18 protein-coding genes are annotated in these 21,000 nt (G+C 43.4%); 16 read left to right on the top strand and 2 right to left on the bottom strand.

What is annotated here, in order from left to right; genetic code table 11:
- Positions 1–10: 10 nt before the first annotated feature.
- From recN to H7J92_RS00495, 5 genes are all read left to right on the top strand, one after another.
- Positions 11–1,717 (top strand): DNA repair protein RecN, encoded by a 1,707-nt coding sequence (recN, locus tag H7J92_RS00515; protein WP_040758110.1) that lies wholly within the window; start codon positions 11–13, stop codon positions 1,715–1,717.
- 109 nt (positions 1,718–1,826) lie between these two features.
- The gene (locus H7J92_RS00510; protein ID WP_221834998.1) at positions 1,827–2,783 is read left to right on the top strand and encodes a SpoIVB peptidase S55 domain-containing protein; all 957 of its coding nucleotides are present in this window, start codon (positions 1,827–1,829) and stop codon (positions 2,781–2,783) included.
- Between the two features lie 231 nt (positions 2,784–3,014).
- Positions 3,015–3,809: a sporulation transcription factor Spo0A gene (gene spo0A, locus H7J92_RS00505; protein ID WP_221834996.1), complete on the top strand. Its 795-nt coding sequence runs from the start codon at positions 3,015–3,017 to the stop codon at positions 3,807–3,809.
- Between the two features lie 338 nt (positions 3,810–4,147).
- Positions 4,148–5,710, top strand: a complete 1,563-nt coding sequence (locus H7J92_RS00500) for a flagellar assembly protein A (protein WP_221834994.1) — start codon at positions 4,148–4,150, stop codon at positions 5,708–5,710.
- Positions 5,703–6,422 (top strand): glycerophosphodiester phosphodiesterase family protein, encoded by a 720-nt coding sequence (locus H7J92_RS00495; RefSeq protein WP_009496777.1) that lies wholly within the window; start codon positions 5,703–5,705, stop codon positions 6,420–6,422. The genes H7J92_RS00500 and H7J92_RS00495 overlap by 8 nt, the downstream gene beginning before the upstream one ends.
- A gap of 19 nt (positions 6,423–6,441) precedes the next feature.
- Here the strand turns inward: H7J92_RS00495 and H7J92_RS00490 are convergent, their stop codons facing one another.
- Positions 6,442–6,684, bottom strand: a complete 243-nt coding sequence (locus tag H7J92_RS00490; protein ID WP_078816586.1) for a DUF2627 domain-containing protein — start codon at positions 6,682–6,684, stop codon at positions 6,442–6,444.
- Positions 6,685–6,888: 204 nt separating this feature from the next.
- Here H7J92_RS00490 and H7J92_RS00485 point away from each other — a divergent pair, with 204 nt between their 5' ends.
- From H7J92_RS00485 to H7J92_RS00445, 9 genes are all read left to right on the top strand, one after another.
- Positions 6,889–7,986 carry a Leu/Phe/Val dehydrogenase gene (locus H7J92_RS00485; protein WP_221834993.1) on the top strand — a complete coding sequence of 366 codons (1,098 nt, stop codon included), beginning with the start codon at positions 6,889–6,891 and terminating at the stop codon, positions 7,984–7,986.
- A 115-nt stretch (positions 7,987–8,101) separates the two neighbouring features.
- Positions 8,102–9,529 carry a dihydrolipoyl dehydrogenase gene (gene lpdA / locus H7J92_RS00480; RefSeq protein WP_040758778.1) on the top strand — a complete coding sequence of 476 codons (1,428 nt, stop codon included), beginning with the start codon at positions 8,102–8,104 and terminating at the stop codon, positions 9,527–9,529.
- Between the two features lie 13 nt (positions 9,530–9,542).
- Positions 9,543–10,547: a thiamine pyrophosphate-dependent dehydrogenase E1 component subunit alpha gene (locus H7J92_RS00475; RefSeq protein WP_009496773.1), complete on the top strand. Its 1,005-nt coding sequence runs from the start codon at positions 9,543–9,545 to the stop codon at positions 10,545–10,547.
- Positions 10,547–11,530, top strand: coding sequence for an alpha-ketoacid dehydrogenase subunit beta (locus H7J92_RS00470; protein WP_009496772.1), 984 nt, complete (start codon positions 10,547–10,549; stop codon positions 11,528–11,530). Before H7J92_RS00475 ends, H7J92_RS00470 begins: the two co-directional genes overlap by 1 nt.
- An 18-nt stretch (positions 11,531–11,548) precedes the next feature.
- Positions 11,549–12,874 (top strand): dihydrolipoamide acetyltransferase family protein, encoded by a 1,326-nt coding sequence (locus tag H7J92_RS00465; RefSeq protein ID WP_009496771.1) that lies wholly within the window; start codon positions 11,549–11,551, stop codon positions 12,872–12,874.
- Positions 12,875–13,026: 152 nt separating this feature from the next.
- Positions 13,027–14,700 carry a methylmalonyl-CoA mutase family protein gene (locus H7J92_RS00460; RefSeq protein WP_221834992.1) on the top strand — a complete coding sequence of 558 codons (1,674 nt, stop codon included), beginning with the start codon at positions 13,027–13,029 and terminating at the stop codon, positions 14,698–14,700.
- Positions 14,693–16,849: a methylmalonyl-CoA mutase gene (scpA, locus tag H7J92_RS00455; protein WP_221834991.1), complete on the top strand. Its 2,157-nt coding sequence runs from the start codon at positions 14,693–14,695 to the stop codon at positions 16,847–16,849. Before H7J92_RS00460 ends, scpA begins: the two co-directional genes overlap by 8 nt.
- 32 nt (positions 16,850–16,881) lie before the next feature.
- Positions 16,882–17,931, top strand: coding sequence for a methylmalonyl Co-A mutase-associated GTPase MeaB (gene meaB / locus H7J92_RS00450; protein WP_009496768.1), 1,050 nt, complete (start codon positions 16,882–16,884; stop codon positions 17,929–17,931).
- Positions 17,932–18,041: 110 nt separating this feature from the next.
- Positions 18,042–18,482, top strand: a complete 441-nt coding sequence (locus tag H7J92_RS00445; RefSeq protein WP_009496767.1) for a BrxA/BrxB family bacilliredoxin — start codon at positions 18,042–18,044, stop codon at positions 18,480–18,482.
- Positions 18,483–18,711: 229 nt separating this feature from the next.
- Here H7J92_RS00445 and prli42 read toward each other — a convergent pair whose 3' ends face one another.
- A complete protein-coding gene (gene prli42 / locus H7J92_RS17580) occupies positions 18,712–18,807 on the bottom strand; it encodes a stressosome-associated protein Prli42 (RefSeq protein ID WP_150103610.1) in 96 nt (31 codons plus the stop codon).
- 126 nt (positions 18,808–18,933) lie between these two features.
- Here prli42 and mce point away from each other — a divergent pair, with 126 nt between their 5' ends.
- Entirely contained in the window at positions 18,934–19,341 is a 408-nt protein-coding gene (gene mce / locus H7J92_RS00435; RefSeq protein ID WP_009496766.1) for a methylmalonyl-CoA epimerase, read from the top strand.
- A 3-nt stretch (positions 19,342–19,344) separates the two neighbouring features.
- Entirely contained in the window at positions 19,345–20,892 is a 1,548-nt protein-coding gene (locus H7J92_RS00430) for an acyl-CoA carboxylase subunit beta (protein ID WP_009496765.1), read from the top strand.
- The last annotated feature ends 108 nt before the right edge of the window (positions 20,893–21,000 follow it).

Here is a 21,000-nt window from a genome sequence, read left to right as displayed (position 1 = left end):
GAATAGTTCTTTGTTAAGCGAACTTTCGATAAAAAACTTTGCCATTATAGAACAACTTGAAATCACATTTGAAGAAGGCTTGACCGTTCTGACAGGTGAAACAGGTGCCGGAAAGTCAATCATTATTGATGCAGTGCAATTATTGGCAGGTGGGAGAGGCTCGCAGGAGTTTATCCGACATGGGACGACAAAAGCTGAACTTCAAGGGATGTTCACAGTTGATGTCAATCGACAGGCTGTGATGGACAGATTAGAAGAATTCGGTATAGAAGCAGAGGAAGGCGTCGTCATTTTGCGCAGAGACCTGAACGTAAATGGAAAGTCAGTTTGTCGTGTCAACGGCAAATTGGTGACCATAGCAATCTTGCGTGAGATTGGTGGTATGCTTATTGATATTCATGGGCAGCACGAGAATCAGGAATTAATGAATGAACGCCGCCATATTCATTTACTTGATTTTTATATTGGAGAACCAATTGAGCGTGCTCTGTCTACATATACCGAGATTTATGATAAATATAAAAAACTTCAACAGCTCATCGCTGCGAAAACACAGGATGAACAGCAAATCGCTCAGAAAATTGATCTTTATTCATTTCAACTGGAAGAGATCGATGCTGCAAATTTGGTTATTGGAGAAGAAGAGGAATTAGAGGCTGAACGCGTGAAATTGCAGCATTTCCATCGACTCTTTGATCGCTTGAATACTTCCTATGAGGCAATTGCCCTGGAATCTCATGGTTTGGATTGGGTTGGTAATGCGATGAGTGATCTGGAAGAAGCAGCATCGATTGACACGGAATTGGTACCGTTGTCGGAGACTGTGAATTCTTCATTTTATTCACTGCAAGATGTTTCGCATGATTTAAAACGGCTGATCGACAGTATGGAATTTCAGCCAGATCGTTTGAATTTTGTCGAAGAGCGTTTAGCGTTATTTCTGACATTAAAAAGAAAATATGGAAAATCGTTAGAAGAAATTTTGTTGTATCGGGATAAAATTGCCGATGCACTTGATCAATTGGTGAATCGTGACGAAAGATTGCATCAAAACCAAGAATTATTAGCACAATACGTAAAAGACTTGGAAATAGAAGCGAATGAATTATCGATTATTCGAAAAAAAGCTGCGCTTCGTCTTGAAAAAGGAATAGAGGAACAACTGAAACAACTTTATATGGAAAAAGCAACATTCAAAGTGCAAATTCAACAGAAAGAGCCGAAACAATTTGATGCGAACGGTTTTGATGAAGTGGTTTTCATGATCTCCACCAATTTAGGAGAACCGTTAAAACCACTTGTAAGAGTAGCTTCAGGCGGCGAATTATCACGAATGATGCTGGCGTTGAAAACCATATTTTCTCAGCATCAAGGCGTGACGTCCATTATATTTGATGAAGTCGATACGGGTGTAAGCGGAAGAGTAGCACAATCCATCGCAGAAAAAATTGCAATGATTGCCAGTCACTCCCAAGTCCTTTGTATTTCGCATTTACCGCAAGTTGCCGCGATGGCAGATCATCATTATTTAATTAAAAAAGATATCCATGACGGCCGAACAACAACAGCGATTCATGATGTCATGAAGACAGAGCGGACAGAAGAATTATCTCGAATGTTGTCGGGTGCTGAAATCACACCTTTGACACTTCAACATGCAGATGAATTATTGACGTTGGCCAGCCAAAGGAAACAAGCTTTTCGTAAAGATATTTAGTTAAATTATTCCCTAACCAATTCAATTTACACGCATTGTTTATTTTACCCTTTCATACTTTCCGGGCGATCGGACATACCAAAGGTATCTTTCGTTGAGGAGGTGAATCATGGGATGGAATAAATCAATTAAGACTTTTTTGGCCACACTTCTGATGCTCTACATGCTGCCTGTAATTGCCAATGCCGAAGAGGAATTCCTTATTCCGATGGGGGATTCAATCGGAATCGAGATGGATTTAAGTGGGATTTACGTAACAAGCGACATTTTGATTGGTCAGGAACAATGGCTGAAAAAAGGGGATATCATTCAAGAATTGAATGGAGAAGAAATAAAGCAACTCGTCCATTTTGAACGGTCGGTGCAAAAGCATGATGCTGCTACGATGAAGATAAGCATTATGCGTAATGGAGAAAAGCAAACACTCCAGGCAGATTTGCAGCTCATTAAGCGCGTCACGCCTTTTTTGAAAGACCGGACTGAGGGGACAGGTACCCTGACGTATGTGGATCCGAAAACCGACACATACGGAGCGCTAGGCCATCAAATTATCGACAGTACGCTCGAATCGCCTCCTGCTTTTGAAAAAGGCGCGATCTATTTATCGGAAATTAATCAAATCAAGAAAAGTTCGCCGGGTTCCCCAGGTTATAAAATCTCTTCGATTGTAGATCCAAATAATTTGCTTGGGAATATTCGGATCAATAATGTCTATGGGATTTTTGGCAGTTGGAAAAATGCTTACAGTAAAGTGTTGGCAGAACCACTTGAAATTATGCAGCCTCTTGACCTAACGGTAGGTCCTGCAGAAATTTATACGACTGTACAAGGGTCGACCGTAGAAAAATTCACTATCCAAATCACGAAGATAGAAGAAGAACAATTCCAAATCCTGATGACAGACCAAAAGTTGTTGAAAAAGACTGGCGGCATATTACAAGGCATGAGCGGAAGTCCTGTGATCCAGAATGGAAAATTTGTCGGTGCAATCACTCATATGTTTGTCGATGAGCCGGAAAAAGGGGCCGGTTTGTTTCTTAAAACGATGAGAACGAACGAAAAGTGACAAAACTGCCTATGCAAAGTTTTTGCATAGGCAGTTTTCCATCCTATGTGCTGCCTGTTGAAAATAAAAAAGAAAAACGTCGAAATACATAGAAACCATCGTACAGAAGTATCAATTTGAACGAAATTAAAAGTTAAAGTAGAAATTGCCAGAAATTTCACTTACGATGATAAGAGGGATTCAACGAATGCTAGCATTTTTGCTCAGATATTATTTCAGGGGGAATGGATAATGGATAACGTTAAAATTGCGATTGTGGATGATAATAAAGAGTTGGTCAAAACGATGGTGTCTTATTTTGAAAAACATCCGGAGATCGATGTGATTTGGACAGCGAATAATGGACAAATATGCTTATCGATGTTGGAGCAAGAACGCCCGGACATTTTATTATTAGATATTATCATGCCTCACTTAGATGGTATTGGAGTATTGGAAACCATACATGAAACCGGCGGCATGGGGAATATGCAGATTATGATGCTGACTGCTTTTGGTCAGGAGAATGTCATGACGCAAGCAGCTGGATTAGGTGTATCCTACTTCATGCTAAAACCTTTTGAATTTGATAGATTGATTGGACAAATCTTGAAAATTGCTGGAAAACCAAAAACGACTACACCATCATACGTTGTTCAGGAATCAACACAGCCGACAGGAGCAGTCACTCAAAAAGTATTGGACACTGCCATTACATCCATGATTAAAGAAATTGGCGTACCTGCGCATATTAAAGGCTATGCATTTTTACGTGAAGCCATTCAGATGGTATATACCGACGTAGAGCTTTTAGGTTCTGTCACTAAAATCTTATATCCGGATATTGCAAAAAAATACAATACTACCCCTTCTCGAGTGGAACGAGCAATTCGACATGCAATTGAAGTGGCTTGGAATAGAGGGAATTACGATTTAATTTCCAAAACTTTCGGTTACACAGTGCATCATCTAAAAAGTAAACCTACCAACAGTGAATTCATTGCAATGATTGCTGACAAAATCCGTCTGGAGCATATGGTGAGCTAAAACATTGAAATGATAGCGCTTTAATTGGTTGGTAAACTGAAATATTCACAGTAGTATACTGCACTTCAATAGTGAAGCCATAGTCTTATACTTAAAAAGCTGATGAATAGTTACATTCATTGGTTTTTTATGTTCAATGTGAGAAAGAGCAATAAAGACAAAAAGACTCTTCTATTGATAAGACGGGCCATGGGTGAATCGTCAGGTTGAAAATATTTTATTAGAATAAAGATTATGTGAGTGAGTGGAAATGCTTATTTGCAAATAGTTCAAGCAGAAAGACCTTTCCCCCGGTCTGTTAATCTTCTATACTAAGGGAGAGTAGGGGAGGGATTTTGTTGTTAGTAGAAAATGAACATTTTATCCTTTTTGAAGAAAATAATAAAGTCATCATGAGAACAAAAAAAGAAGGCTTTCCTATCAAGTCCTTAGATACAGTAACATCTGGTTTCCCGAGATTGAAATTGCACTCATTCAAAGAATTAATGAAAGCGCTACAAAATGAAGGAGATCATGAAATAGGGCTTTATGCCGCTCCTTGTGAGTTGTATATTTCTCCTAGTAAACTGAAAGTCGAACTGCATATTTATGCGACAAAAGAAGAATTTGCAGAAGGTAAAGAGCATTTCTTGCTTCAGGCAGAGGAACTATTAAAGCAAAATGGAGTGGTATATCAATCTGAACAACTCCGTACAATCCCTTTTGTTCCCGGCAATCCAATGACGGCTGCTGTCGGTCAAGAACCTGTAAAAGGGCAAGATGCCGTTGTCCGCTATATCGAAATGCCGGATCGCAAGCCAATTATCCGGGATGATGGCTCGGTTGATCATTATGAATTAAACTTTGTTACCTCCATTGCGAAGGGTGATTGGATAGGAGAGAAAGAACTTGCACAAGAAGGCATCCCTGGATTTAATGTATTCGGAGAAGTGATTGCCGCTAAAAAAGGCGAAGATGTGAAGTTGTTCTATGATCGCAAGTCCGTCGGCGAGTTTGAAGAGGACGGGAAAGTGATTCTTCGTGCTCTGCACGGCGGGGCATTGGAACAGACGAACGGCGTAATCGGGGTAGGCAAGCAGCTGGTTATACCGGACGATGTCGGGACAAAGACAGGATCCATTACATTTGATGGTTCTGTCCAAATCTATGGAACTGTTTTGGCGGGTTTTTCCGTGAATGCGACCGGTGATATTTCAATCGAGGGCAAAGAGGGGATCACAAACGCTAAAGAAATCCGTTCAGAAGATGGGGATGTCTATATTAAAGGCGGTGTGTTTGGAGCAGGAGAAACGGTTATCGAAGCGAAAAATAACGTATACGTCAAACATGCAAACAACTGCAAAATTTATGGCAAGCAAGTGAATATCGGATTGTATTCATTAGGCTCTGAAATATACGCCGATCACATCAGCATCGACCCTCATAAAGGAAAAGTGATTGGGGGTATTACGGAAGCACTATTTTCGATTGAATGTGCGTTTGCAGGGAATACACACGAACGATTGACAAAACTCACTGTAAAAGGTGTCAATAAAGAGATGGAACTTGAAGAGATTCAGAGATTGGCCGAGCAATTGAAGAACGAACATGAAGATTTAAAGAAAATAGAGCTTACTTTGAAGAAGATGGAAGGAACCAGGGCAAGTTTGACTGGTGAACAACTCAACATGTTGGAGAAGATGAAAACGACCATGCAAGCAAAACAACAACAGATCATGGATCTAGATCAAATGATCAAAACAAAATTGCAGCTCGTACAAACAGCAAGCTCTCCAAAGATCAACATAACGAAAGAAGCTTATCCTGGAGTGAACATCCAAATTGGAAAGATTTCTACGATGTTGAATCGTGTCACAAAAGGGGTTTTTGAACTAACTAGCGAAGGAGTATTGAATGTCTAAAAGTCAGGTGTTTGCACATCGAGGTGCATCTGGGAGTCATTTCGAGAATACGATGAGTGCTTTTCAGGCAGCAGCAAAAAAGGGAGCAGACGGCATTGAATTGGATGTTCAGCAAACAAAGGATGGACAATTGGTCGTCATTCATGATGATAATCTGCTGCGCCTGGCAGGGATTGATCAGCAGGTTGATAACTTAACCGCAGAAGAGCTGGGGCAGATCAGGATAGGGAAAGGTGGAAGTAGATTTCTTTTCGGGCATCCTATCCCGATTTTATTTGACGTAATTTCTTTTTGTCAGCAAAACGGCTTATCATTAAATATCGAGCTGAAGGAAACTGTCTATGGGCAGCCAGCTGTCATCGAACGAATTTTGCATTATATCGAGGGAGTACCAGATGTTCATATATCCTCTTTTGACTATCCAACGCTGCAGCTGGTCAGACAACAAGACCCTTCTGTGGAAACGGCCCTGCTTTTGAAGAAAGCAACAGTGGATTGGGATTGCTTACCTGCATATGATGTGGATGCTTTCCATTTCCATAAGCGTTTATGGAAAGAACCTTATCTGACGCCTTTGTTGGAAAGTCAGAAGACGCTGCGAATGTATGGCGTGACGGGCAAGGAGTCGTTCTTAAGTCAGTCGCCCCAAATAGAGGGATGGATCACTGATTACCCTGCGCGTGTTCAGAGAAAAATAAAAGGATCAAGGTAGTTGAAATACCTTGATCCTTTTATTTCATGTCTTTTTTAAATCGGTCAGCCACTCTGCCGTTTCTCCGATCGCGTCGCAGCAAAAATCCTGCAAAGAATCCTAACCCTGCTGCGAATAATAGAAAACCGCCTAAAAACTGCAGCCAGATGAATGGAAATGGCTGAAAAAGTTGCCCGAACAAAGAATCACGCATTAATTTAATACCGAGCGCTGCTGCAATTCCTGGAATTAAAAGAACGATAAACGCAGCTAGACGTGCCATAAGATTCAACCCCTTATCCTATTTAATTTTACCGTGTAAGGATGGATTGTCAAGGCTTGCGGCATCATGTAGGATGGAGATATAGACATTGTGTTAACAAGCATGAAAAGTATATTGATATTTGTCAAAGTTGCTTTCTTGCGGTAAGAAATCTAAAATTAATTACATACAAATACTATTTTACTAACTTGGAGGGATATACGAATGGAAATGTTTACTTACATGGAAGATCACGACTACGAACAATTGGTGCTTTGCTATGATAAAACATCTGGATTGAAGGCGGTCATCGCGATTCACGACACAACACTTGGGCCTGCATTAGGCGGTGCGCGTATGTGGACGTATGAGAGCGAAGAAGCAGCGATTGAAGATGCGTTACGTCTAGCAAAAGGAATGACATACAAAAACGCGGCGGCCGGTCTAAATCTAGGTGGCGGAAAAACGGTCATTATCGGCGATCCGAAAAAAGATAAAAATGATGAATTATTCCGTGCGCTAGGACGCTACATCGAAGGTTTGAATGGTCGGTACATTACAGCTGAAGACGTAGGAACTACTGAATTCGATATGGACTTGATTCACTTGGAAACAGACTATGTAACAGGCATTTCCTCCGGTCAAGGCACTTCAGGGAATCCATCTCCGGTCACGGCTCTTGGGATTTACAAAGGGATGAAAGCTGCTGCCAAAGAAGCTTTTGGCGATGATTCATTGAAAGGCAAAACGATTGCGGTCCAAGGTGTCGGAAATGTAGCGTATACTTTATGTGAGTATTTACATAATGAAGGTGCTCATCTGATCGTTGCTGATATAAATAAGCAAGCAGTTCAATGCGCAGTAGAAGCATTCGATGCAAAGGCTGTCGAGACGGATGAAATCTATTCTCAGGAAGCAGATATCTTCGCTCCATGTGCACTAGGCGCCGTCATCAATGATGAAACGATCCCGCAATTTAAAGTGAAAGTGATCGCTGGATCAGCCAATAACCAATTGAAAGCACCGGAGCATGGAGATCGCCTGCATGAAATGGGAATCGTTTACGCACCGGATTATGTCATTAATTCTGGCGGCGTCATCAACGTGGCAGACGAACTCATAGGATACAATAAAGAACGCGCATTGAAGCGTGTCGAAGGAATTTACGATACAATCGCCAAGATCTTTGAAATTTCAAAAAGAGACAGCATTCCTTCCTATCAGGCTGCCGATCGTTTAGCAGAAGAACGGATCGCAAGAGTGGGCGCAACGAGAAACACCTTCTTGCGCAACGAAAAGAACATTCTTTCAAATAAAAAATAAATAGTACTACCTAAGTAAAGGAAGCGGCAGACAGCTAGTAAACTGTATGCCGCTGAAATTGCGTGCTTTCTTTACAGTAGGACATTCAAAACATAGATGGAAGGGGTCCTATATTTTGAGCAATGAATACGACTTAGTGATCTTAGGCGGCGGAACTGGCGGGTACGTGGCAGCCATCCGTGCAGCCCAGCTCGGCTTAAAAACAGCCATCGTGGAAAAATCAAAGCTAGGCGGAACGTGCTTGCATAATGGATGCATTCCAAGCAAGGCGATGCTGAAAAGTGCAGAAGTATACCGCCTTGCTCGTGAAGAAGCGGACGAATTTGGTGTCAAAACAGGTGAGGTCTCGTTAGATTTCCCTCAAGTGCAAAAAAGAAAGAATAAAATCGTGGATCAATTACATGCAGGCATCCAAAGTTTAATGAAAAAGGGAAAAATTGACGTCTTTCAAGGAAAGGGAAGAATCCTTGGAGCTTCCATTTTCTCTCCTATGCCTGGAACCATTTCAGTAGAGATGGACAATGGTCAAGAAAATGAAATTTTATTATTAAAGAATTTAATCATAGCGACCGGGTCAAAACCGAAAACGCTGCCTGGACTGGACATTGACGAACAACAAGTGTTGACTTCAGACGGTGCACTTGCAATGAAGGACCTCCCAGCTTCGATTACAATCATAGGCGGTGGAGTGATTGGTATTGAATGGGCATCCATGCTGAATGATTTTGGTGTCAAAGTAACAGTTCTTGATCGTTTGAAGCAGATTTTAGCTACTGAGGATCGCGAAGTGGCGCTAACTGTACAAAAAGCATTAGAAAAGCGTGGCGTCACATTTGCATTAGGGGCCGATATCAAGACCGACACTCTCCAGAAAAGAACGGATAGCGTGACGATCTCTTATAAAATAGGGGAAGACGTACAGTCGGTCAGCAGTGAAAAACTGCTTGTTTCTGTTGGACGGTCACCGGTCACAGATGACATCGGGCTTCAGAACACGGATATTCAGGTAGAGAATGGGTTTATTCAGACTGCCAAAACCTATCAAACGAAAGATCAGCATATTTATGCGATCGGCGATGTCATCGGCGGCCTTCAATTAGCGCATGTCGCGGAGCATGAAGGACTATTTGCTGTCGATCATATCGCGGGGATCACGCGAGACTCGATCGATTATGAGTTGGTACCTAGATGTGTCTACTCATTTCCTGAAACGGCTGCTGTAGGTTTGACTGAACAGCAGGCAAAGAACAGCGGCTTAGCAGTGAAAATCGGTAAATTCCCGTTCAAAGCGAATGGAAAAGCTTTGGTAAATGGACATTCGGATGGATTTGTCAAAATTATAGTGGATCAACAATCCAATGATATTTTAGGTGTTCATATGGTAGGTCCGCATGTCACGGACCTCATTTCTGAAGCGGGGCTCGCCATGGTGCTGAATGCGATACCTTGGGAAGTTTCCACGACCATTCATCCCCATCCAACACTGTCAGAAGCATTCAGTGAAGCGGCACTAGCTGTAGAAGGACTCGCCATTCATATGTAAAGGGGGAAGCGAAATGAACAATCGGCACATTGAATTAGGATTGACAGATGAAGCGGTTTTACAAATGTACGAGACCATGTTAATGGCTCGTCGCTTGGATGAACGGATGTGGTTGTTGAATCGTTCAGGAAAAATCCCATTTGTCATCTCGTGTCAAGGGCAGGAAGCGGCTCAAGTTGGCGCTGCATTTGCGCTGAATCATGAGAAAGACTGGATTGCACCTTATTATCGGGACATGGGTGTAGTCTTGCATTTTGGTATGACACCTAAAGAGTTGATGTTGTCAGCTTTTGCAAAAGCCGAAGATCCAAACTCGGGTGGTCGACAAATGCCAGGTCATTTCGGCCAGCGTAAAAATAGGATTTTAACAGGTTCATCTCCTGTTACGACTCAATTACCGCATGCAGTTGGAGTAGCGCTTGCGGCTAAAATGAATAAAGAAGATTTTATCACTTTTGTGACGTTAGGCGAAGGTTCATCGAATCAAGGAGATTTCCATGAAGGGATGAACTTTGCAGGAGTCCATAAATTGCCGACCGTGGTGATGGTTGAAAACAATAAATATGCCATTTCTGTTCCTGCCAGTAAACAACTTGCTTGTGAACATGTTTCGGATCGCGCAGTAGGCTATGGCATGCCGGGCGTAACGATTGACGGTACGGACCCTCTGAATGTCTATGAAGCAGTTAAAAAAGCGGCAGACCGCGCAAGAAGCGGAGAGGGACCAACATTGGTAGAAGCGGTGTGTTATCGTCTGACAGCACATTCATCTGATGATGATCAACGCCTGTACAGAGATGCGGAAGAATTGGAAAACGAAAAGAAGTTGGATCCGTTACTGACATTTATCCATTACTTACAAGAAGCAAATGTATTGACCGAGGAAAAGCACAATGAAATAGAAGAACGGGTCAACCAAATTGTAGATGAGGCCACGGAATATGCGGAATTGGCTCCTTACGCAAAACCTGAACATGCATTGCGCTATGTGTATGATGAAAAGGGAGGCGAAGCCTAATGACCGTTCGTTCATTTATAGATGCCATCAACTTAGCGATGAAAGAAGAAATGGAACGTGATGATCAGGTATTCGTACTAGGGGAAGATGTCGGACGAAAAGGCGGTGTATTTAAAGCGACGACCGGACTCTACGATCAGTTTGGAGAATATCGTTCTCTGGATACGCCTCTTGCGGAATCGGCAATTGCTGGTGTTGCGATTGGTGCAGCGATGTATGGGATGCGTCCAATTGCGGAAATGCAATTTGCAGATTTCATCATGCCTGCAGTCAATCAAATCGTTTCTGAAGCGGCAAAGATTCGATATCGTTCGAACAATGATTGGTCTTGCCCAGTCGTGATACGAGCTCCATTCGGCGGCGGAGTGCACGGTGCACTCTATCACTCGCAATCGGTTGAATCGATGTTCGCCTCGACGCCGGGGTTGAAAATCGTCATCCCATCCACGCCTTATGACGCCAAGGGACTGTTGAAAGCAGCTGTGCGGGATGAAGATCCAGTGCTATTCTTTGAACATAAGCGGGCTTATCGTTTAATCAAAGGGGAAGTTCCGGATGAAGATTATGTTCTTCCAATCGGCAAGGCAGATTGTAAACGTGAGGGGGATGATCTGACCATCATCACCTATGGTCTGTGTGTCCATTTTGCTTTGCAAGCAGCAGAACGATTGGCGGAAGACGGCATTTCAGCCCATATCCTGGATTTGCGTACTGTCTATCCGTTAGACCGTGAAGCGATCATCGAAGCAGCTTCGAAGACGGGGAAAGTGTTGCTAGTGACGGAAGATAATCTCGAAGGCAGCATCATGAGCGAGGTTTCCGCTATCATTGCCGAACATTGCCTATTCGAACTGGATGCTCCGATTAAACGGTTAGCAGCACCTGATGTACCTGCCATGCCTTATGCACCTTCTATGGAGAAGTTCTTCATGATGAATCCGGAAAAAGTAGAGCAGGCGGCGAGGGAATTAGCAGAATTCTAGTTTAAGGAGGCGTGTGTTATGGGGATTGAAAAAATTACCATGCCACAGCTCGGTGAGAGTGTGACAGAAGGTACGATTGAAAAGTGGTTAGTCGGAGTCGGTGATACGGTTAGCAAATATGATGCATTAGCGGAAGTTACAACGGATAAAGTGACAGCCGAAATTCCATCTTCATTTGCTGGTAAAATCACTGAAATTGTCGCACAAGAAGGCGAGACGATAGAAGTTGGCGAAACGGTTTGTCTGATTGAAGCAGAAGAGACCGGGCAAAAACCAGTTGTCGAAGCATCTGTTCAAAAAAATGTCCAGCCAGCTGAAGATCAAAGAGCAGAACAGCCGAAAGAGAAACAACCTGCGAAACCAGCAGCTATAGGGAAAGCGGCTGGAAGATATTCGCCTGCTGTCTTAAAACTGTCGCAAGAACACGATATTGATCTGAAGCAAGTGGTAGGAACAGGTCGTGAAGGCAGAATTACGAGGAAAGATATTCTAGCGTTCATTGATGGCGGAGGAAATTCCGCGTATGAACAGCCGGAAGTTCCTTCCAAACAAGAACAGCCGGCACAGCAAGAATTAGCTTCTTCTAACGATAGACAGTCCGGAATTGAGCAAGACATTACACCAACTATTCAACTCGAAAATGGGGATATCGAGATTCCTGTGACGAGTGTCCGACGTGCCATCGCCAAAAATATGGTTCGTTCAGTAACGGAAGCTCCGCACGCATGGATGATGTTGGAAGTAGATGTAACAGACCTGGTATTGTTGCGAGAAAATGTGAAAGCTGAATTTAAAGAAAAAGAAGGCTTTAATTTAACCTACTTTGCATTCTTCATCAAAGCTGTTTCCCAGGCATTGAAGGAATTCCCTGCCGTTAATTCTATGTGGGCAGGGGATAAGATCATCATGAAAAAAGATGTCAATATCTCGATTGCTGTAGCGACAGATGATGCTTTGTATGTACCGGTCATCAAACAAACAGATGAAAAAACGATCAAGGCACTTGCGCGTGATATACATGAACTGGCAGGGAAAGTCCGCAACGGCAAATTGCAGACGAAAGACATGCAAGGCGGCACATTCACCGTTAACAACACAGGTTCGTTCGGTTCTGTACAGTCTATGGGGATTATAAATTACCCTCAGGCCGCTATTTTGCAAGTGGAGACGATCGTTAAGCGGCCAGTTGTCATGAATAATGGGATGGTAGCTGTGCGTGATATCGTCAATTTATGCTTATCTTTAGATCATCGTGTATTGGATGGTTTAGTATGCGGTCGTTTCCTGGCACGCATAAAAGAGTTATTGGAAAATATGTCAAAAGAAACGACATCACTTTATTGAGAAAAAACAACTTTCAGTCTAACACCTGAAGGTTGTTTTTTAGGAATGATTTAGAAAATCAGGAGAAAACTTCTGATTTTTCTCTTTCTTCATATAGCTCTCTACGGTACACTAGAAACATAGATGGTTTAAAAGAGGGAAGGAGCACCATTATGCCTATACATAAAATGAAAACATTCACATTTACAGCACCTTCTTACGAAGACTGGGAACATGCTGCTGTGCAATCGCTAAAAGGGAAACCTTTTGAATCGCTACGTACAAAGACGGCAGAAGGAATTGATTTGATGCCCCTGTACACGAAAGAGCATCTGGATCAGCAAAAGGTTTCACGCGTTACGAAGCCTCATTTTGGATGGACGATCGCGCAACCTGTCAGTGCAGAAAATGGGCAGCAGTTTCTGTTGAATTTAAAAGAATCATTGGAAAGAGGCAACCAAGCTATCGTTTACAATGGTTTAACGCCTCTGTTCTGGCGTGAGCAGGATTTGCGGGAGTTGGCGGAGTTGCTGACGAAATATCCGATTCTTTTTACAGAGATTGAAAAAGAGGATCCTATTTTGCAAGCCTTTACATTTGTGGACTTACAGGATCGTGGAAATGTAAAGGGTATCTTTACTAGCAGCATCGGCGTTTTGCCAGAAGGATTTTCTGAAATCAAGACGAAAGGGGCAGATCTCTGGTTAGCGCATCATGAAGGAGCCGATGCGGTTACGGAACTAGCTGTAAGTCTGGCTATTGCCGCTGAACTTGCCGAAGAAGCTGCGACTTTTGAAGAATTTACAAATGGATTTTATGCCCGTTTTGCTACAGATACGCATTTCTTTATGGAAATTGCGAAATTCCGTGCTTTCCGTGTGTTATGGAAATTATTTAATGAAGCGTACGGAGTCGAAGATCCGAAGCAAGTCCCATTACTTGCGATTACTTCCTTGCGCTCTTATTCGAAACTCGACCCATACGTTAATTTATTGCGTGGCGGGAATTCCGCGTTCGCTGCTGTTCTTGGAGGAGCGGATTGGTTGACGGTGCTTCCGCATGACGTGCTGACAGGCACTTCGTCCAGCTCGAATCGCTATGCGCGGAATATCCAGTTGATATTGAAGGAAGAGACGCATATCGATCAAGTACTCGACCCGGCAGGTGGTTCGTATTTTATCGAGACATTGACAGCGGACTTGATTCGCAAAGCGTGGAACAAATTTTTAGCGATAGAAGAGAGCGGCGGCTATCAATCATTTTTGCAGTCTGGCGAACTTAGTGTGTTGTATGCGAATCGGCAAAAAGAGACAGCTAGCGGTAAAAAGTCACTGATCGGAACGAATGTCTATGCGGAATTGACCGAGGCGAATTTTGATCATTCCCCGGCTATTGCGGTTTCCAAACGCTTGGCTGAGCCATTTGAAAATCTACGTGCGAGCCGAAAAGAGGAACTGCCAAAGACCGTTTTACTGAACTTTGGTGCGTTGAAAGATTATAAGCCTCGTGCGGACTTTGTCAGTGGATTTCTGGCAGTTGGAGGAATCGAAGCGATATGGAGCCCTTCTTTTGATTCAATCGACCAAGCGCTCGTTTGGATTCAAAAAGAACGGCCGGATTACGCAGTGATTTGCGCACCTCCAACACAAGTAGAAGATATAGTTGCAGACTTCTTGAAAGAAAAATCAGCCGAATGCATCGTCGATGTTGCTGGAAAATATGATCAAGAAGTTTCCGGTCAGTGGATTGCAAATGGATTGCATGGCTTCATTTTTGCCGGTCAAGATAAAATAGCTAAGCTAAATGAAATTGCAGACATCAAGAAAGGAGGTCATTCAGTTGAGTAAACCAAATTTTCGTAAAGTGGATCTTGAACGATCATTGAATGAGCTGTCACAACAGACGCAGTCTAAAGAAGCTTTTACGACCAATGAAGGAATTGCTGTATCGCCGGTTTATACTTCAAAAGACATTAAATCAACGGAACATTTATCCGATTATCCTGGAATCGCACCGAATACACGCGGTCCCTATCCAACGATGTATGTGGCACGGCCATGGACGGTTAGACAATATGCGGGCTTCTCGACTGCTGAAGAGAGTAATGCTTTTTATCGCCGAAATCTCGCAATGGGACAGAAAGGATTATCTGTCGCTTTTGACTTGGCAACCCACCGAGGTTACGACTCCGACCACCCGCGTGTAACAGGTGATGTGGGAAAAGCAGGTGTTGCGATTGATTCAATTGAAGATATGAAGATTTTGTTTGACGGAATCCCGCTTGATCAAATGTCTGTCTCGATGACAATGAACGGCGCAGTCTTACCGATCATGGCATTTTATATCGTAGCGGCAGAGGAGCAAGGCGTCTCTCCTGAAAAACTGTCAGGAACTATCCAAAATGATATTTTAAAGGAATACATGGTGCGGAACACGTATATTTTCCCACCAGCCATGTCCATGCGGATTATCGCAGATATATTCGCTTATACTTCCCAAAACATGCCGAAGTTTAACTCCATCTCTATTTCAGGCTATCATATGCAGGAAGCCGGAGCGACAGCGGATATTGAACTTGCTTATACGCTCGCGGATGGTCTCGAATATGTCCGTACCGGATTGCAGGCAGGAATTGACATTGATTCCTTTGCTCCGCGATTGTCATTTTTCTGGGCGATCGGTATGAACTACTTCATGGAAATAGCGAAAATGAGAGCGGCACGCAAAATTTGGGCGCAGATGATGCAGTCGTTTGATCCGAAAAACCCGAAAACGCTTGCTTTGCGTACTCATTCACAAACTTCCGGTTGGAGTTTGACAGAGCAAGATCCATTCAATAACGTCACACGTACGCTAGTGGAAGCAAATGCAGCAGCGATGGGCCATACTCAGTCCTTGCATACGAATGCGCTGGACGAAGCAATTGCATTGCCGACAGACTTCTCTGCACGAATCGCACGGAATACTCAATTGTTCTTGCAAGAAGAGACGATGATGACAAAAGTAATCGATCCGTGGGGCGGCTCCTATTATGTAGAGAAATTGACGGAAGAATTGATGGAGAAAGCTTGGGACTTAATAGAGGAAATCGAGTCGTTAGGCGGCATGGCAGAAGCAATCGAGACAGGGTTGCCGAAAATGAAGATTGAAGAAGCGGCTGCGAAACGCCAAGCTAAAATTGATTCGCGTGCAGAAACAATCGTAGGCGTAAATAAATACCGACTCGATACGGAAGATGCAATCGATATTTTAGATATCGACAATACACTTGTGCGCCAAAAGCAAATAGACCGTATTAACGAAATGAAAGAGAGTCGTAATGAACAAGATGTCCAAGCTGCACTGTCGGCGATTAAGCAATCTGCTGAAAGTGGAGAAGGCAACTTGCTGGCATTGGCAGTCGATGCAGCGAGGGCGCGTGCGACAATCGGTGAAATTTCAGATGCAATTGAATCTGTATCGGGCAGACATAAGGCGGTGATCCGTTCAGTGAGTGGTGTATACAGTTCCAACTTCTCCAATGAAGAAGAGATTCAGGAAGTTAAAGACATGACAGACGAGTTTCTTGAAAATGAAGGGCGCCGTCCGCGGATCTTGATTGCCAAAATGGGGCAGGATGGACATGACCGCGGAGCGAAAGTAATTGCATCTTCATTTGCAGATTTAGGATTCGACGTGGATATCGGACCCTTATTTCAGACTCCGGAAGAAACCGCGCTGCAGGCAGCAGAAAACGATGTTCACGTGATCGGAGTTAGTTCGCTGGCGGCAGGTCATAAGACATTGGTGCCGACATTGCGGGAAGAGTTAAAGAAAATCGGGCGCGAAGATATTTTAGTCGTCGTCGGTGGGGTAATACCTGCGCAAGATTATGATTTCTTGCGTAAGAATGGCGCTTCCGCAATCTTTGGGCCGGGTACGGTGATTCCGGTGGCGGCTCAAAAAGTAATTGAGGAAATCTACCGACAGTTAGGTTATGAGGAAGTGATGGATTGACGAACAGGCAAAACGGACGAGATGATTCAGCAATGCATGTGATGCGCGGAATAGAATCGACACATGATGGGTTTGTTGCCTCTTCACGTAAACGCTTTGTTAAGAAAGATCCCACCGATACAAACCTTGATTCTTTACGCACGGAAATTGAAAATGGTTCACGCTTGCATTTGGCCAAGGGAATTACATTGTTGGAAAGTACAAAACAGAGTGATAAGCGATTAGGACAAGATATTTTGACAAAACTGTTACCGAAGACTGGTAATTGTATTCGAATTGGCATTACAGGAGTTCCCGGTGCAGGTAAAAGTACATTTATCGAAGCCTTTGGTTTGATGCTTGCCGATATGGGCTATAAAGTCGCAGTGCTCGCGGTTGATCCTAGTTCGACGTTGACCGGCGGTAGCATATTAGGTGATAAAACCCGTATGGAGGAGCTGGCACGTCATCAAAATGCATTTATTCGGCCTTCTCCTTCCGCTGGTACACTTGGCGGGGTGCATAAGAAAACACGTGAAACGATGCTGCTTTGTGAAGCTGCGGGTTATGATGTCATCTTGATTGAAACGGTAGGCGTTGGGCAGGGTGAAACGCTCGTTCGAGGCATGGTCGATTATTTCCTGCTCCTGGTGTTAACAGGCGCAGGAGATGAACTTCAAGGGATGAAAAAAGGGATTATGGAGCTGACAGATGGCATCGTTGTCCATAAAAACGATGGAGGCAATAAGCCGCTTGTGAAGAAGACTGTCAGAGAATACAATCGTATTTTACACATGTTACAGCCGGCTTCTCCTGGCTGGACGTCCACTGCCCAGGCAGTTTCTTCCATTGAGCGAACTGGTTTGAAGGAAGTGTGGGAGACCATTCTGCAGTTTCAACAAGAAATGATCGATACGGATTATTGGCAAACTAGACGCCAACTTCAAACAAGAGATTGGTTCCACTCGATGATAAAAGATCATTTGATTGATTCGTTTTTTGCGGAACAAGGTCGGAAAACTCAAGTTAAAGGGTTGGAAGAAGAATTATTGGAAGGTACAGTCACTGTATCCGGTGCAATCGATCGATTGTTTTCTTCTTGATTACTTCTTGATTTCTAGTCTAATATGCTATGATTGAAGAGGATGGCCAATCGTTGTTTAACGGTTACGGCTATCACAATTATACGTAACAAGAAGGGAGATATTGTAAAATGACGATGAACTTTGATTTTTACATGAATGATATTACAAGCCAAGCGAGATCTGAGATGGAAGCGAGCGGCTATGAGCAATTGCAAACACCTGAACAAGTGGAGGAAGCATTCAATCGTCCAGGAACTACTCTCGTTATGGTGAATTCAGTTTGCGGCTGTGCCGGCGGAATTGCACGCCCGGCAGCTGCACATGCGGTTCATTATGATAAGCGCCCGGACCATTTGGTAACCGTATTTGCAGGGCAAGACAAAGAAGCGACAGCTCAAGCACGTATGCACTTTGGTGAAGACCATATTCCATCCTCACCTTCATTCGCACTATTGAAGGACGGAAAACTCGTCTCTGAAGTAGGTCGTTTCGAAATTGAAGGTCACGATCCAATGTCCGTCGTCGTGAACTTGCAAAGTCAGTTCGAAGAGTATTGTGAAGAACTCTAACAAAAGCGGAATGCGCTGTTTAGCTTCTACAGACGCTGGAGGTCCGACAGCAAAAGGCGTCTTTTTGCCTTTTGAAGTTGGACTGAAGCGATCCGAGAGGCTAGCGCATGGAGCAGGATGAAACAAAAGCGGAATGCGCTGTTCCGCCTCGACAAACGCTGGAGGTCCAGCAGCTGAACGCAAAATAAAAACAGTTCGCATGTGTATACTTGCGAACTGTCACTATAGCTTAAAGTAACATACTGAGGCCCATGACTAGAGTGGAAGCAACCATAGCCGCCACCATAATATAGACAACTACTTTTTGAATTTTTTTATTACTCACGCAACAAGACTCCTTACACGTTGAAATAGGTTTAGCTCTATTTTAACAGAATCATGGATTTTCACAACTAGAATGACTGTTCTATAGAAAGAATCAATTACAAGTTGCCAAGGGGAGAGATGTCCTATGAATAAGGTAGATCATATCGGGATTGCGGTTAAGAATATAGAAGAATCAATGGACTACTACATACATACACTCGGATTGGAAGTCATGGCGATTGAAGAAGTGGCGAGCCAAGGTGTCAAAGTGGCTTTTATCGATGCGCATAATGTGAAAATCGAATTGCTTGAGCCCATGACGGAAAGCAGTCCAATCGCTAAATTTATAGCTAAGCGCGGTGAAGGAGTACATCATATTGCATTTGGCGTCTCTGACATTCGCACTAGAATGAAAGAATTACATGAAAAAGGGGTTCAGCTGCTGCAAGATGAACCGAAACCTGGTGCTGGCGGAGCGAAAGTTGCGTTTTTGCATCCGAAATCATCTTATGGTGTGCTGTATGAATTATGTGAAAAGACTAAGGGGGAGTAAGGGATGGATATTTACGATAAAATTAATGAGCTATATGACAAAAAGCGGGAAATTGAGCTGGGCGGCGGGGACGAGCGAATCATTAAGCAACATGAAAAAGGCAAGCTGACTGCTCGTGAACGAATTGAGCTATTGGTGGATGAAGGATCTTTCGTGGAATTAAACCCATTCGTAGTCCATCGTACACGTGATTTTGGCATGGACAAGCAAGTAGGGCCTGGGGATGGAGTGGTAACAGGATATGCAAAAATCCACGGCCGTCCAATTTACTTGTTCTCACAAGATTTCACAGTGTTCGGTGGAGCTCTTGGAGAAATGCATGCAATGAAAATAGCGAATGTGATGGATTTGGCAGCTAAGAATGGTGCACCGTTCATTGGATTAAATGATTCGGGTGGTGCGCGAATCCAAGAAGGCGTATTATCTCTTGATGGATATGGAGAGATTTTCTATCGGAACTCGATTTATTCCGGCGTGATTCCACAAATCTCTGTTATTTTAGGGCCTTGTGCAGGTGGCGCAGTTTATTCGCCTGCTATTACGGATTTCGTCATTATGACAGATCAAACGAGCCAGATGTTTATCACAGGACCGAAAGTTATTGAAACCGTTACAGGTGAGAAAATTACTTCAGAAGGTCTTGGCGGCGCGAAAGTGCATAACACAATTAGTGGGAATGCACACTTGCGTGGTGAAAACGAGGAAGTCGTACTGAATAAGGTGCGTGATTTACTGTCCTATCTGCCGCAAAATAATAATGAAAAAACACCGGTTCAGCCATATGAAGAGCAGGATGATTACCGCGAGAATTTAGCGGACGTTGTACCTTACGAGACGATCCGTCCATATGACGTGCGTAAAGTACTTGAGCAGGTAGTGGATGAAGGTACGTTCTTTGAAATTCAACCGGAATTCGCAAAAAATGCGGTCGTTGGGTATGCACGTATGAAAGGTGAAACAGTTGGCTTCATTTGTAATCAGCCGAAAGTCATGGCTGGGGGGCTGGATATCGATTCTTCCGATAAAATCGCACGTTTTATTCGCACATGTGATTCATTCAATATTCCGTTGATCACGTTTGAAGATGTGACAGGCTTCTTCCCGGGCATCAAACAGGAACATGGGGGGATTATCCGTCACGGAGCGAAGATTCTTTACGCATATTCTGAAGCAACCGTGCCGAAAATCACATTGATTTTGCGTAAAGCATTTGGCGGTGCCTATGTCGCACTGAACTCCAAGTCCATCGGTGCAGATGTTGTCTATGCTTGGCCAAATGCTGAAGTAGCGGTTATGGGAGCAGAAGGTGCGGCAAATATCATTTTTGCGCGTGATATTGCGAAAAGTGAAGATCCGGAAGCAACTCGTACAGCGAAAATTGAGGAATACCGTGAAAAGTTCGCCAATCCATATGTAGCAGCTTCACATGGTATGATTGATGATGTCATCGATCCTCGTGAAACACGTATTAAATTATTGCAAGCATTGGAAATGATGCGCAATAAAACAGAAGACCGTCCGAAGAAAAAGCACGGCAATATACCTCTATAAATCAATCACGCCTTAGCGTAATTGCTTCCAGATTTTGAATTGTGCAAGCCCAATTCAAAATCTGTGGAGGTATAATCTTTGTTCAGCGGGTGTTTGGACACCCACTGA

Origin of the sequence: Sporosarcina aquimarina (assembly GCF_019748715.1) — a bacterium.
GTDB classification, from domain to species: Bacteria; Bacillota; Bacilli; order Bacillales_A; family Planococcaceae; genus Sporosarcina; species Sporosarcina newyorkensis.
This window is presented reverse-complemented; position numbering and strand designations above follow the sequence as displayed.